This window comes from Acinetobacter sp. GFQ9D191M, assembly GCF_011174875.1.
GTDB lineage: Bacteria > Pseudomonadota > Gammaproteobacteria > Pseudomonadales > Moraxellaceae > Acinetobacter.
The window spans coordinates 1-13,040 of the sequence record NZ_JAALGV010000092.1 but is presented as its reverse complement, the minus strand read 5'-3'; the positions used below and the strand labels follow the sequence as shown (position 1 = coordinate 13,040).

At 44.8% G+C, this 13,040-nt stretch carries 13 protein-coding genes; 10 read left to right on the top strand and 3 right to left on the bottom strand.

All coding sequences use genetic code 11. The features are described 5' to 3' along the window. Positions 1–96 precede the first annotated feature (96 nt). From G5T77_RS13225 to G5T77_RS13195, 7 genes are all read left to right on the top strand, one after another. Positions 97–927 carry an inositol monophosphatase family protein gene (locus G5T77_RS13225; protein WP_005233698.1) on the top strand — a complete coding sequence of 277 codons (831 nt, stop codon included), beginning with the start codon at positions 97–99 and terminating at the stop codon, positions 925–927. 529 nt (positions 928–1,456) lie between these two features. Further along, positions 1,457–3,256 (top strand): DEAD/DEAH box helicase, encoded by a 1,800-nt coding sequence (locus G5T77_RS13220; RefSeq protein WP_166135904.1) that lies wholly within the window; start codon positions 1,457–1,459, stop codon positions 3,254–3,256. Between the two features lie 410 nt (positions 3,257–3,666). Beyond that, a complete protein-coding gene (locus G5T77_RS13215) occupies positions 3,667–4,485 on the top strand; it encodes an ABC transporter ATP-binding protein (protein ID WP_166135908.1) in 819 nt (272 codons plus the stop codon). Further along, a complete protein-coding gene (mlaE, locus tag G5T77_RS13210; protein ID WP_004786970.1) occupies positions 4,482–5,261 on the top strand; it encodes a lipid asymmetry maintenance ABC transporter permease subunit MlaE in 780 nt (259 codons plus the stop codon). The genes G5T77_RS13215 and mlaE overlap by 4 nt, the downstream gene beginning before the upstream one ends. Beyond that, complete coding sequence (locus tag G5T77_RS13205) at positions 5,261–5,938, top strand: outer membrane lipid asymmetry maintenance protein MlaD (protein WP_166135911.1); 678 nt, start codon at positions 5,261–5,263, stop codon at positions 5,936–5,938. The genes mlaE and G5T77_RS13205 overlap by 1 nt, the downstream gene beginning before the upstream one ends. A gap of 18 nt (positions 5,939–5,956) precedes the next feature. Beyond that, positions 5,957–6,592, top strand: a complete 636-nt coding sequence (locus G5T77_RS13200; RefSeq protein WP_004786965.1) for an ABC transporter substrate-binding protein — start codon at positions 5,957–5,959, stop codon at positions 6,590–6,592. 12 nt (positions 6,593–6,604) lie between these two features. Beyond that, a complete protein-coding gene (locus G5T77_RS13195) occupies positions 6,605–6,895 on the top strand; it encodes an STAS domain-containing protein (RefSeq protein WP_166135914.1) in 291 nt (96 codons plus the stop codon). A 345-nt stretch (positions 6,896–7,240) separates the two neighbouring features. Here the strand turns inward: G5T77_RS13195 and G5T77_RS13190 are convergent, their stop codons facing one another. After that, complete coding sequence (locus tag G5T77_RS13190) at positions 7,241–8,254, bottom strand: CorA family divalent cation transporter (RefSeq protein ID WP_159122636.1); 1,014 nt, start codon at positions 8,252–8,254, stop codon at positions 7,241–7,243. Positions 8,255–8,407: 153 nt separating this feature from the next. On the opposite strand from G5T77_RS13190, the gene G5T77_RS13185 reads away from it, so the two are divergent. Beyond that, positions 8,408–8,998, top strand: coding sequence for a TIGR00730 family Rossman fold protein (locus G5T77_RS13185; protein ID WP_034701503.1), 591 nt, complete (start codon positions 8,408–8,410; stop codon positions 8,996–8,998). A 28-nt stretch (positions 8,999–9,026) separates the two neighbouring features. Then, the gene (locus tag G5T77_RS13180) at positions 9,027–9,428 is read left to right on the top strand and encodes an NUDIX domain-containing protein (RefSeq protein WP_166135917.1); all 402 of its coding nucleotides are present in this window, start codon (positions 9,027–9,029) and stop codon (positions 9,426–9,428) included. A gap of 1 nt (position 9,429) precedes the next feature. Here G5T77_RS13180 and G5T77_RS13175 read toward each other — a convergent pair whose 3' ends face one another. Both G5T77_RS13175 and recG read right to left on the bottom strand, forming a co-directional pair. Then, the gene (locus G5T77_RS13175; RefSeq protein ID WP_166135920.1) at positions 9,430–10,065 is read right to left on the bottom strand and encodes a phosphoribosyltransferase family protein; all 636 of its coding nucleotides are present in this window, start codon (positions 10,063–10,065) and stop codon (positions 9,430–9,432) included. Next, entirely contained in the window at positions 10,052–12,097 is a 2,046-nt protein-coding gene (gene recG, locus G5T77_RS13170; protein WP_166135923.1) for an ATP-dependent DNA helicase RecG, read from the bottom strand. Before recG ends, G5T77_RS13175 begins: the two co-directional genes overlap by 14 nt. A 33-nt stretch (positions 12,098–12,130) precedes the next feature. Between recG and G5T77_RS13165 the strand changes: the two genes are divergently transcribed. Then, positions 12,131–12,943: an NAD-dependent epimerase/dehydratase family protein gene (locus G5T77_RS13165; RefSeq protein ID WP_166135926.1), complete on the top strand. Its 813-nt coding sequence runs from the start codon at positions 12,131–12,133 to the stop codon at positions 12,941–12,943. The last annotated feature ends 97 nt before the right edge of the window (positions 12,944–13,040 follow it).

The window sequence follows — 13,040 nt, the reverse complement described above, 5'->3', positions numbered from 1 at the left end:
CACATTTTTTCCCAAAAAGCCCGGATATTTGCTAAAATATGCGGGCTTTTATGCATTATTCTTTATCAGTATCTTCAAATTTGTAGTGGGTGTTCAATGGAACCTATGGTGGTGATGGCTGCGCGTGCGGCTCAATTAGTTGGTCAAGAGCTTTTAAAAGCGCATCAAAATCGTCATAAACTCGATCTGCAAGTCGAAGAAAAAGGCATTGATGGTCCGGTAACGCGTGTAGATCGTTATCTGGAACAGTTGACCATCGATACTCTACGTAAAAGCTATAAAAATCACAGTTTCCTTGGTGAAGAATTTGGTCTGCAAGAAGGTAAAGGTCACGACGCTGATTGGTGTTGGGTGATCGATCCGCTTGATGGCACACTAAACTTTATCAACGGTTTTCCGCATTTCTGTATCTCTATCGCAGTTCAGCACAAAGGTGTAACTCAACACGGTGTTATTTATGACCCGGTGAAAGATGAGCTATTCTCTGCGAGCCGTGGTCGTGGTGCGATGCTGAACCAGCGCCGTATCCGTGTAAATGTTAAAGACAGTCTGAACAATACTTTCCTGGCAGTTGGTCATGCTTACCGTACTAAACGTAATGGTGAAGTAGTCTCTTATGCCAAGAATCATTTTGATGCATTGCTCAATGTGACTGAAGCAGGTGCACAATTCCGTCGTGGTGGTTCAGCTGCCTTGGATCTGGCTTATGTCGCTGCTGGTCGTCTTGATGGTTACTTCGAGCTTGGCTTGAAACCTTGGGATATTGCAGCAGGCGAGTTAATCGTGAAAGAAGCGGGCGGTACTGTGGTTGATGCGCGTGGTGGTAGCGATTCTATGGAAAATGGTCAAGTTTTGGCTTGTTCAATGAAAATGCTGAAACCTCTTATGCAAGCAGTTGTTCCTGCTTGGGGTGACGCAGCGAAATAATCGGGTTTAACGCCGTAAATCGAATATTAAAAAGGTATCTCTCGGGATGCCTTTTTTATTTTTTAAAAATAATTACGAGATAAATATCCTAATATTTAGATGATTTACAGCTTTGGTAAAAAGAAAATTGACCGGCTGGAGAATTAATTACATTTCTTTTCTTGTTTAAGTCTTAGAAATTGATGAAGAAATTAGCAGTTAAACAAAATAATCTGAAAAGCGGATGACTTTATGAATAATCCTGCTATAATCTGCGCACGCACTTAATTTCTGTTCGTCACCTGAACATTTCTCTTCTTATCATTGTGTATGCGCGTGCGGTCCAAAGAGAGGACGATATCTCGCGCCCCAATCGCTAAAGCGATTCCTTCAGGTTATGCCGTAATCATGCGTGCGTTATATCACATCGTCGTTACTCGGATCGCCGCTGAATCATCTCTTTTCAGCGTTTAATTGCTGTACCGCTTTTTGTCGATGTCCATTTGACTTTATTTTTAATGGAGCACCCAATTTCCGGGTGGAATACTCTATGAGCAAAACTTTTGCTGAATTTTCTTTGCATGAATCGTTACAACAAGCCCTTCAAGGCTTAGGTTTTACTACTCCGACTCCTGTACAAGAACAATCTATCCCTGCTGCACTAGAAGGTAAAGACCTTTTAGTATCTAGCCAGACAGGTTCGGGTAAAACCGCTGCGTTCCTTCTCCCAACTTTGAACGCACTTGCTAACCAAGATACTTTCGTACCATTTAAAGAACGTATGAAAGCGGTGACTCAACCGACTATTCTGGTGATTTCACCAACTCGTGAATTGGCACAACAAGTATGCCAAGACGCGATCGCATTTGTACGTCACATGAAAGGTGTTCGTATTGCTGCAATTATGGGTGGTATGCCATTTGGTAAACAAATCCAGCAGTTAAAAGGTGCACAGGTTGTTGTAGCAACTCCAGGCCGTTTACTTGACCTTGTTAACCGTCGTCAAATCAAACTTGACAAAGTTGACTCGCTGATCGTCGACGAAGCTGACCGTATGCTGGATCTTGGTTTCTCTGAAGACCTGGAAGCAATCGGTGACTTGGCTGCAAACCGTAAACAAACACTGATGTTCTCTGCAACTTTCGCTCCACGTATCATTACCCTTGCTGAACGCATGATGAATGAACCAGAGCGTATTGCAATTGAAACTGGTCACTCTACCAATACTGACATTACCCAGACTTTACACTGGACTGATGGCTTTGAGCACAAGAAAAAACTTCTTACTCACTGGTTAAACGAAGAAGATGTTGATCAGGCAGTGGTCTTTGCTTCTACTCAAGAAGATACAGATATGCTGGCTGAAGAACTTGCTGAAGCAGGTTTATCCGTTGTTGCTCTACATGGTGCGATGCCACAAACCGTTCGTAACCGTCGTCTGCGCAGCATCCGTGAAGGTCGTGCAAAAATCCTGGTTGCAACTGACGTTGCAGCACGTGGTCTTGACGTACCGACAATCTCTCACGTGATCAACTTTGGTCTTCCTATGAAGAACGAAGACTATGTACACCGTATCGGTCGTACAGGTCGTGCGGGCCGTACTGGTAAAGCAATTACTTTAGCGACTTATCGTGAACGCGGTAAAATCCGTGCACTAGAAGACTTCCTTGAAGCTCGTCTAAACGTATCTGAAATTGAAGGTCTTGAGCCATCTCCACCTCCTGCACGCGGTAGCCGTGATGGCGCTGGTCGTGGTCGTGGCGGTCGTCGTGATGGCGGTCGTGGCTTCGGTGGTGGTCGTCGTTTCGAAGGCGAGAGCAATTTCAAACGTCGTGAAGGTGGTGATGACCGTCCACGTCGTAGCTTCGATGACAAACCTCGTGGCGAACGTCCTGCGTTCGGTGGCGAAGATCGTCCACGTCGTGACTTCAACAGCGATCGTCCACGTCGTGAAGGCGGTTTCGGTGATCGTCCACGTCGTGACTTCAATGAAGACCGTCCACGTCGCGAGTTTAACAATGATCGCCCACGTCGTGACTTCGGTGACCGTCCTCGTTTCGAAGGTAATGATGACAACCGCGGTAACCGTGTAGATTACAAACCACGTCGTGAAGGTTCTTTCGGTGACCGTCCAAAACGTGATTTTGGTGATCGTCCTGCTCCACGCCGTGAAGGTGGTTTCGGTGACCGTCCAAAACGTGACTTCGGTGATCGTCCAGCACGTTCATTCGGTGATGACCGTCCAAAACGTGACTTCGGTGATCGTCCAGCGCGTCGCAACTTTGATGACAAGCCACGTGGCGAGCGTTCATTCGGTGAAGATCGTCCACGTCGTAAATTCAATGACTAATTGAATAACGTCTGAAATAAAAAAACCAGCCTGAGTGCTGGTTTTTTTATGCATTGATTTTTTGTTTTTTCAGCATAGAATGCCCACTTCATCAACTTTTTCTGGATTTATGATGATCCGTAATCTGAAAGCGTCCTTGTATAGTCTTTCATATTATTGAGGGGGTATATGTCCTACATTGCGGTAACTTTGCTTTTGTGCAATCTGATTTATTATGTATATCGTTTTTTAAATGGATCATAGTCTGTTAAAATCGCGTCGAAACAAAATTTTTGATTACTAGAAATATATGGCCAGGCATGGAGCATTATGTTTTCCATGAACTTGACCCTTCATTTTCAAATGCTAACATGTTGAACTTCGTTCTTTTGTCATATGCATGCTGAAAAAATGCAGGAATAAACTCAGCTATGAAAAATCAAACAGCGCAGGATCCTCAGTCTTTGATTGAAGTCAAGAATTTGAGTTTCAAGCGGGGTGAGCGTGTAATTTATGACGATGTCAGTTTAAAAATTCGTCGTGGGCAGATTACCGCCATTATGGGACCTTCCGGAACTGGTAAAACCACTTTATTAAGATTGATCGGTGGGCAACTGACGCCTGAACAGGGTCAGGTTTTACTGGACGGTAAAGATATTGCCAAGATGTCCCGTTCCGAGCTTTTTTCTGCACGTGCACGTATGGGCATGCTGTTCCAAAGTGGTGCTCTGTTTACCGACATGAGCGTCTATGAAAATGTTGCCTTTCCGATTCGTGCGCATACCAAATTGCCTGAACATTTGATTGCTGAAATCGTGGCTTTGAAACTCGAATCAGTAGGACTGCGTGGGGCAGAGCAAATGATGCCTTCAGAGTTGTCTGGCGGGATGAATCGCCGGGTGGCTTTGGCTCGCGCGATTGCACTGGACCCAGAACTGATTATGTACGATGAGCCTTTTGCCGGGCAGGATCCGATTGTGATGGGAGTTTTGACCCGACTGATTCGCTCTCTACGTGAAGCATTGGATTTAACGACCATTATTGTTTCACATGATGTGGCAGAGACTTTATCGATTGCCGATTACATTTATGTAGTCGCAGAAGGCAAAATTCAGGGTGAGGGCACAGCAGAAGAATTGAAAAATCATCCTTCAGCCTTTGTGCAGCAGTTCCTGACTGGTTCGGTTGAAGGCCCGGTAGATTATCAGTTTAGTCATCAGGCTTATTTAAGTGATGAGGTACGTTCATGAATGCCATTGCTGCCTTAGGTAGACGCGTTATTGAACGTGTTCAGGGGATTGGTGTTGCAACACTGATGCTGTTGCAGATTCTCTTTTCCATGCCGACCTGGCTGGGAGTAAAGCTGTTTGTTTATCAGATGTATCGGGTTGGGGTGCTGTCACTCTTGATTATTGCGGTATCTGGCCTGTTTATTGGTTCGGTACTCGGTTTGCAGATGTATACCATCCTGTCGACATTCGGTAGTGAAGCGATGCTTGGTACTGCAGTGGCTTTAACCCTGTTACGTGAATTGGCACCTGTGGTTGCTGCCTTACTATTTGCTGGTCGTGCCGGTTCTGCCTTAACTGCCGAAATTGGTCTGATGAAAGCAACCGAGCAATTATCCAGTATGGAAATGATTGGGGTCGATCCCTTAAAACGGGTAATTTCACCACGCCTTTGGGCCGGTATTTTTAGCTTGCCCATGCTCTCTGTGATCTTTGCTGCGGTCGGGATTATGGGCGGAAAAATGGTAGGTGTTGATTTTCTGGGTGCTGATGAAGGTGCATATTGGAGTGGCATGGAAAGTACCGTGCGATTCTATAAAGATGTCCTGAATGGCACCATTATCAAGAGTTTTGTTTTTGCATTAATTTGTACCTGGATCGCGGTTTATCAGGGTTATGCCTGTGAACCAACATCAGAAGGTATCGCAACTTCTACAACACGTACGGTCGTCTATTCTTCGCTGTGCGTATTAGGTTTTGATTTCGTGTTGACTGCGGTCATGTTCGGAGGTATTTAATGAAATCACGTACTAGTGAGCTGGCCGTTGGTGTTTTTGTCATTCTTTTTGGTATCGCCCTGTTCTTTTTGGCGATGCGTGTTAGCGGTCTGGTAGGCACCAATATTTCTGATAGCTATCAGATGACAGCGACTTTTGAAAATGTAAATGGCATCAAACCACGCGCTAAAGTTGCTTTAAGTGGGGTGAAAGTCGGTCAGGTCGATAAAATTACACTGGATCCGGTGACCCGTTTAGCCACTGTCCATATGACACTGGATGGCTCTCTGACTTCTTTTAATGCCGAGCAGCTCAAGCAGGTTCAGCAGGAAGCATTGGAAGAGTTACGTTATAGTTCAGATTATACCGCAGCCGATCCTGCGCAACAAAAAATAATGGAAAAACAACTATTAGATAACATGAAATCCATCACCAATATCGATGAAGATGCTTACATTATGGTAGCAACAAATGGTTTATTGGGTGAAAAGTATCTGAAAATTATTCCAGGTGGCGGTCTGACTTACTTGAAACGTGGTGAGCAGATTGCGAACACTCAAGGCACCATGGAAATTGAAGATTTAGTGACGAAATTTATTACCGGTGGTGCCGGAAAATCGTCAGATAGTCAGGAAAGTGCCTCAGAAGAAGCTGCATTTTCAGAAACAACAGATGCAGAACCTGCATTTGTTGAATAACAGATTGAGGAGATTTGAGTGAAGACTTTAGTAAAACAAACGCTTGCTGCAAGCATTCTTTCAACAATGGTTGCTGGTACAGTGTTTGCTGCACCGTCTGAAGCCCCACCTGCTTTTATTAAAAGAGTTGCAGACAATTTGATTGATCGTCTTAAAACCGATCATGCTAAATTGCAGAATAATCCTGCGCTTGTGAAAACGATTGTTCGTCAGAATCTTGACCCGTATATCGATTCACAATCGTTTACCCGGATTGTGATGGGGACTTATGCGACCAATCAGTATAGTACTGCGGCGCAGCGTGCACAGTTTGAAAAGAACTTCCGTGAAACCCTGATTGAAAATTATGGTACGGCTTTCTCTAAGTTCAGTAACCAGACTTACAGCGTTCGTCCTTACAAGGCGACTAACAGCAAAAATCCTGTGGTGACTATCGACTTTAATAACAAAGGTGAGAAAATCCCGGTTGCTTTCCAGCTGGTTGATAAAGGTTCACAATGGAAAATCCGTAACATCAATGTTTCTGGTATTGACCTGGGTCTGCAGTTCCGTAACCAGTTTGCGGCTACAGTAAAACGTAATGGTGGTAATCTGGATAAAGCCATTGCCAACTTTAAGCCAGATGCTGAAGCGGCGATTGACAAGAAAAAATAAGATAGGTGAGCTGTGATTCAATTCAATAATCAGGAACTACAGGTTTCAGGCAAGATTGACGCTGACAATGCGCAGAACTATTACCTAGATGGTTTGCGTGTCATTCAGTCACAGGACAAGTTTCCTGTGGTAGTTAATTTGGCTGGACTTGAGCAGGGTAGTACTTTGGCTTTGGCAGTTCTGGTGCGCTGGTTGCGCCAAACTCCGCAAGCACGAGGGCTACAGTTTAAAGCGGTTCCTGAGAAAATGATGAAGATTATTCAGGCCTGTCATTTGCAGGATGATTTACAGATCATTCAGTAAATAAAAAGCACCGAAAGGTGCTTTTTTATTGTCGGTATATTTTAAAAAAGTTCCTCCCTTTCTCGAAGGGGGGTAGGAGGGATTAGTTAATTAATCTCTCCCTAACCCTCTCCTGAAAGGAGAGGGAACTTGTATTTTAAAAAAGTGGAGAAATGGGTCTAAACTCGAACTTTAAGCAAATATAGGAAGTCTTTTCTCTCTAAGCGGGATTTAAAGCACTGCCCTAAATCTAAGCACAAGAGACTTAGAGAGAGGATTAATTCTGACCTCACCCTTGAGTATCACTGCTACTCATCACCTAAAAGGAGAGGGAGCTTCCTCCCTAAGGAGAAATTAGGAGGGATTCTAAATCCACTTCTTCCATCTAAAGTAAATCAATGGCCCAATCAGGAAGCCCATAATAATAATGTTCACCATCACAAAGCTCATCGAACCTTGAGCGAAGGGCAAGACATCAGTGTTCATCCCGTAAATACTGGCAATCAGCATGGGTGGCGCAAGCATACTCGGTAAAATCGAGAAGCGACGGATCGTATCATTCTGTTCAGTGTTAATGAATCCGGACGTGGTATCCAGCAAGAATCGGACTTTTTGGAACAGGAAGGCATCATGCTCGACCAGTGAGCGGACGTCTTCACTGAGTTCTCGAATATCTGCATCATAAATATGACTGCCTAAGGCTCGTGGACGTGACAGGAAGGTAAGTACCCGTCGTAAATCGATCAGACAGAGCTGAGCTTTCCCGAGCATATCTTCCAGTTGGGCCAGACGGGTAATCATGTCATCCAGATCCAGGATCTGTTCACGATGCCGGTTATTCAGCACTTCGGTTGAGTATTTTTCCAGATCCTTATGTACGTCTTCCAGAATATCGGCCAACTCATCCAGTTTGGCCTCGAGCAAACCCAGCAAAATCCAGGTTGGATCTTTATAGTCAATATCATAATCATTGCGACGCGCACGGGCACGAAAGGCCCGGAAAGCTACCAGCTTTTCACCGCGTAGGGTAAAGAGCCGGTCTTTATGCAAAATGAAAGCGACTGTCTGAACCGTTGCGAGGATGCTGGCATCATCCTCATGTTCACTTTCGACTTGATAATTTTTATTTTTCGTTAAGAAATAGGTGCTGATGTGCAAAATACCGTCATCATCACGGTAAAATCGGGCACTCGAAGAAATATCTTCCAGAGATTTTAAGGTGGGCAGGTTTTGCTCATAGGCATCCAGAATCCATTGCTGTTCTTCCTGTGAAGGCGCAATTAAATCTATCCAAACCAGTTCCGGATGCAGGTCGAAATCACCATTGATGGTGGCATCTTCTAGGCTACCGCGCTCTGTGGCGTAAAAGGCTTCAAGCATGCTGTCTTTTCTCCCTTGCGCAGTAAGTTAATCTAAATGCGTGTATTTTAGACAAGGAATTGAATAAAAACACTGATTGTGCAGTTATTTTTGAAAAAAAAACTCTCAGGCGCTGCCTGCGTACTATATACCGGCAATGCAATGGTGAAAATGATGAATTCTATCGCAATTTTCTGTGGCTCAGCGCTAGGTTCTGAACCTGGTTATAAACAAATTGCTGAAAAGGTAGGCCAAACTCTGGCAAAAAGACAGCAAACACTGATTTATGGTGGTGGTCGTTCCGGATTAATGGGCATTGTAGCGGATAGTGCCTTGGCTGCAGGGGGCGAGGTTATTGGTGTTATTCCAAGACCCTTGGTGAATCGTGAACTGGCACATCCACATATTACCAAGCTGTATGTGGTCGATAATATGCATGAGCGTAAGACCAAAATGTCAGAACTCTCCGATGGTTTTATTGCCATTCCGGGTGGGGCGGGAACGCTCGAGGAAATTTTTGAGCAATGGACTTGGGCTCAGCTCGGGATTCATAAAAAACCTTGTGCTTTTCTCAATGTCGATGGCTTTTATGATGATTTGCTGAAATTTATTCAGATGACCACGGACAAGGGTTTTACCAAGCCACGTTTTACTGAATCCCTGATCGTGAGTGATGACTTCGAAGAAATTTTACAGAAATTTCAAGACTACCAGCCGCCTGAAGCAAAATGGGGTATGGTCGATCAGGAAGATCTCGTAAAATAAGTGTTTTCCACTTGATCGTTCCGAATTCATGAAAATTATTACCGTCGCAGCTGCCATTATTTTGAATTCAGATCAGCAGCTGCTGGTGGTTCGTAAGAAAAATACTGACTGTTTTATGCAAGTGGGTGGCAAGCTGGAACCGGATGAAGCACCTGAACGCACCCTGCTACGTGAAATTAAGGAAGAAATTGGTTGTCAGGCTGAGATTCAGCAATTTATCGGGTGTTTTGAAACTCAAACTGCCAATGAACCGGATCATCAACTGGTTAGTTATGTTTATCTGGTGCAGTTAGATGGCGAACCACATATTGAAGCTGAGATTGCCGAGATGAAATGGGTGGATCTGGATCAGAAAGATGTGAAACTTGCACCTTTAACTACAGAAATTGTCATACCTTGGGTTAAAAAGAACTTACTGGCCCAAGCCTGATTTAAAGTTTGGCTCCCGCCAGACAGGCGGCATAAATCTGCTGACAGCCCAGTTTTTCCAGTTGCTGGCTCAAAGCTCGAATTGAGCTGCCAGTCGTAACCACATCATCAATAATTAAAACCTTACGATAACGGACTTTTGAAGAGATAGTGACCCTGAACTGGGCTTCAATATCTTCGATACGTTCCAGACGGCTTAAGCCTTTTTGTGAATGTTGCTTGAGTCGTTCAATTGGTTGCCAGACGGGAACTTGCAAGTGTTTAGCTACATGCTTGGCCAGCAACAAAGATTGATTATAGCCACGTTCAACCAGTCGTTCGGTTGAAATCGGCATAGGAACCACTGCACTGACTTTAGGAAATTTTAAGGTTAGTAATGCACCTGCCAATAATGGTTCCAGATGCAGCTTCTGCTCATATTTAAATAATTGAATCAGGCGATCCATCGGGTAGGCATAGTCACAAGCCACCTGAAACTGCATTTCCTGACGCTGAATAGTCTGATGTGCCCAAGGTAACTGTTGCCAGCAATCCTGACAGACAGAATGCAGGTTTTGATAATCTGTCTGGCACAGCTGACAAGGTTGTAAACGGTTCAGCCAGTGTTTTCCCTGTTGGAGCAGCTTAAACATAGGCATAGCGTGGAGCCTCAGGTAGCCAGCGTTTTAATAATGCATCCGCCTGTTTCGGATAATCTTTTAACATCTGCTGGGCGACATAATGCGCCTGATTCAGCAAGTGATCATCACGTTCCAGCTTGGCTACACGGAAACCCATATCACCAGTCTGTTTGGTTCCTAACAATTCACCCGGACCACGTAATTCCAGGTCTTTCTCGGCAATGATAAAACCATCATTGGTTTCGCGCATGATGCGCAGACGTTCCTGACCATTTTGTGACAATGGATTTTTATAAAGCAAGGCACAGAAGCTGGCTTTGGCACCACGACCAACCCGGCCACGCAGCTGATGTAGTTGTGACAGGCCAAGCCGTTCGGCATTTTCAATCACCATAATCGAAGCATTCGGGACATCAACACCGACTTCGATCACAGTTGTAGCAATGAGTAGCTGCAGTTTATTGTCTTTGAATTCCTGCATGACTGCCTGTTTTTCATCGGCTTTCATTTTGCCATGTACCAGACCGATATTCAGTTCAGGGAAGCGTTCCTTGATCTCGGCAAAGGTTGCTTCTGCGGCTTGAGCATCCAGAGTTTCCGACTGTTCCACCAAAGTACAGACCCAATAAGCCTGTTTACCTTCAGCACAATTCGTGGCAATCCGTTGCAGAACCTCTTCGCGACGATCCAGCGGAATGGTCACAGTCTGGATCGGAGTACGACCCGGTGGCAATTCATCAATAATTGACGTATCCAGATCGCCATACGCCGACATAGCAAGCGTGCGTGGAATCGGGGTTGCGGTCATCACCAATTGATGCGGCGACATGCCATCCAAGCCTTTATTTCTCAAGGCTAAGCGTTGATCGACCCCAAAACGATGCTGCTCATCAATAATTACTAAGCCCAGTTTGGCAAACTCGACATTTTCCTGAAACAGGGCATGTGTGCCCACCACCAGATGCGCGCTACCATCACGGATCACTTGCTCTGCTGTAGTACGCGCTTTACCTTTCTGCTTCCCAGAAAGCCAGGCAACATTTAAACCGAGTGGTTCGAACCAGCGCTTGAAGTTGAGGTAATGCTGTTCGGCCAGAATTTCAGTTGGCGCCATCAGCGCAACTTGCCAGCCTTCTTCTAGGGCATGACAGGCTGCTACGCCGGCCACTAAGGTTTTACCTGCACCCACATCACCTTGCACCAGACGTAGCATCGGTTTATCCTGTTTCAGGTCTATGGCAATTTCTTTGGATACACGTTTTTGCGCACCGGTCATTTCGAAAGGTAAACCGGCCAAAAGCTGTTTGGCATAGGTTTTACTCGGGGAAAATGAAGGGGCTTCAATCTGCTGAATAAAGGCACGCCGAGTCAGTAAACTGATTTGATGTGCCACCAGTTCCTCAAAAATCAGACGCTGCTGTGCCGGATGTGAGCCTTGAGTGAGCTGCAACATATTGGCGTCCAGCGGTGGATGATGAATATATTCCAGTGCCTGCTTCAGGCCATAACCATTGCTAAATTTTTGTGGCAACAGTTCAGGCAGATCATCGCTATGCAGTTCTAGTGCCTGTTTAATATATTCCCGCAGCTTGGGCTGAGTCAGTCCTTCGGTTGCCGGATAGATCGAGGTGAGTTGGGTATGAGGCAGAGGCGTATGTTCAGTAATGACTTGCAGCTCTGGATGATACATTTCCAGACCACGGGCACCGACTCGCACTTCACCAAAGACTCTTAAACGGTTACCGAGCTTGCAGCGATCGGTAATGCCTTTATAAATATGATAAAAGCGCAAAGTGACTTTGCCAGAATCATCATCCAGTAACACTGCCATAGACTTGCGTTTACCGGGTGGGAAATCAACCCCTTTCACGATACCTTCCAGCAAATAGCTGCGTCCCACCGTTAATTGATTCATGGGAATGATCGTGCTACGGTCTTCATAGTCACGTGGTAGATGAAAAAGCAAATCATCAGTATTAAAGATATTTAGTTTTTCGAGTAAAGCAGCGGCGGCATTGCCAACGCCTTGTAACTGATGGACTGCAGCCATGTCCCCTCAACCAGGTCTGTGATTCGGTGTCGAATGCATATTTTATTTATTGGTTATGGTAAAACATCCGAGCGGGTAGCTAAACAATTATTTGAGCAAGGTCATCAAATTAGCACAATTAGCCAAAGTCCCAAAACAGATTCATTCGCAACTCATCTGATTCAGGATGTACACACTCTGGATTTAAGTGCAGCCGCTCCGATTGATTGGGTCTATGTGTTACTTAGCCCAAAACTGAGGGGGGTCGAAGCCTATCAGCACATTTATCTGGATTCGGTTCAGCCAATCATTACTGCCTTGAAATCCCATCCGGTAAAAAGAATGGTGGTGGTTTCATCAACCCGGGTTTATGGACAGAATGCAGGTGAAAGCGTGGATGATGAAACTGAAATTCATCCGAATGATGCTCAAGGTGAAATTCTGCATCACATGGAACAGGCGTATCTCGCGGCTTATCCTGATCAATGTACCATTATCCGCCCAAGTGGGATTTATGGGACTTCTGTGGCACGTATGCAGAAAATGGCAACCTCAATGATCAGTTATCCAAATCTGCACTGGTCGAATCGTATTCATATTGAAGACTTATCACGTTTTCTAGCTCATATGATTCACGTGGAACATCCTGATTCTTCATATATTTTGACTAATAATCAGCCACAACTTTTGCATGAAGTCTTGCAATGGTTTCAGCAGCAGATGGGTTTATTTATATTGAAAGTGGAAAGTGACAGGGTGACGGGTAAAAAGCTGTATGCCACAAGAATGGAAAAGATAGGCTTTGAGTTAGAGCATCAGGATTGTTTTCAGGATTATTTAGAGTTGATGAATAAGACTGATTTATAAATTTGGAAGTTCCTCCTCCCTCTGGGAGGAGGTTAGGAGGAGGGTTTTATATAAAAGGACCTCTCCCTTACGCGGCAGTGCTTCTTGTATCTTGATT

Bases quoted from the DNA above. Each gene is read 5' to 3' on its own strand.
- mlaE (WP_004786970.1), top strand. From the start codon at position 4,482: ATGAATGCCATTGCTGCCTTAGGTAGACGCGTTATTGAACGTGTTCAG.
- recG (WP_166135923.1), bottom strand. From the start codon at position 12,097: ATGGCTGCAGTCCATCAGTTACAAGGCGTTGGCAATGCCGCCGCTGCT.
- G5T77_RS13165 (WP_166135926.1), top strand. From the start codon at position 12,131: ATGCATATTTTATTTATTGGTTATGGTAAAACATCCGAGCGGGTAGCT.
- G5T77_RS13215 (WP_166135908.1), top strand. From the start codon at position 3,667: ATGAAAAATCAAACAGCGCAGGATCCTCAGTCTTTGATTGAAGTCAAG.
- G5T77_RS13175 (WP_166135920.1), bottom strand. From the start codon at position 10,065: ATGCCTATGTTTAAGCTGCTCCAACAGGGAAAACACTGGCTGAACCGT.
- G5T77_RS13190 (WP_159122636.1), bottom strand. From the start codon at position 8,254: ATGCTTGAAGCCTTTTACGCCACAGAGCGCGGTAGCCTAGAAGATGCC.
- G5T77_RS13225 (WP_005233698.1), top strand. From the start codon at position 97: ATGGAACCTATGGTGGTGATGGCTGCGCGTGCGGCTCAATTAGTTGGT.
- G5T77_RS13180 (WP_166135917.1), top strand. From the start codon at position 9,027: ATGAAAATTATTACCGTCGCAGCTGCCATTATTTTGAATTCAGATCAG.
- G5T77_RS13185 (WP_034701503.1), top strand. From the start codon at position 8,408: ATGAATTCTATCGCAATTTTCTGTGGCTCAGCGCTAGGTTCTGAACCT.
- G5T77_RS13205 (WP_166135911.1), top strand. From the start codon at position 5,261: ATGAAATCACGTACTAGTGAGCTGGCCGTTGGTGTTTTTGTCATTCTT.
- G5T77_RS13220 (WP_166135904.1), top strand. From the start codon at position 1,457: ATGAGCAAAACTTTTGCTGAATTTTCTTTGCATGAATCGTTACAACAA.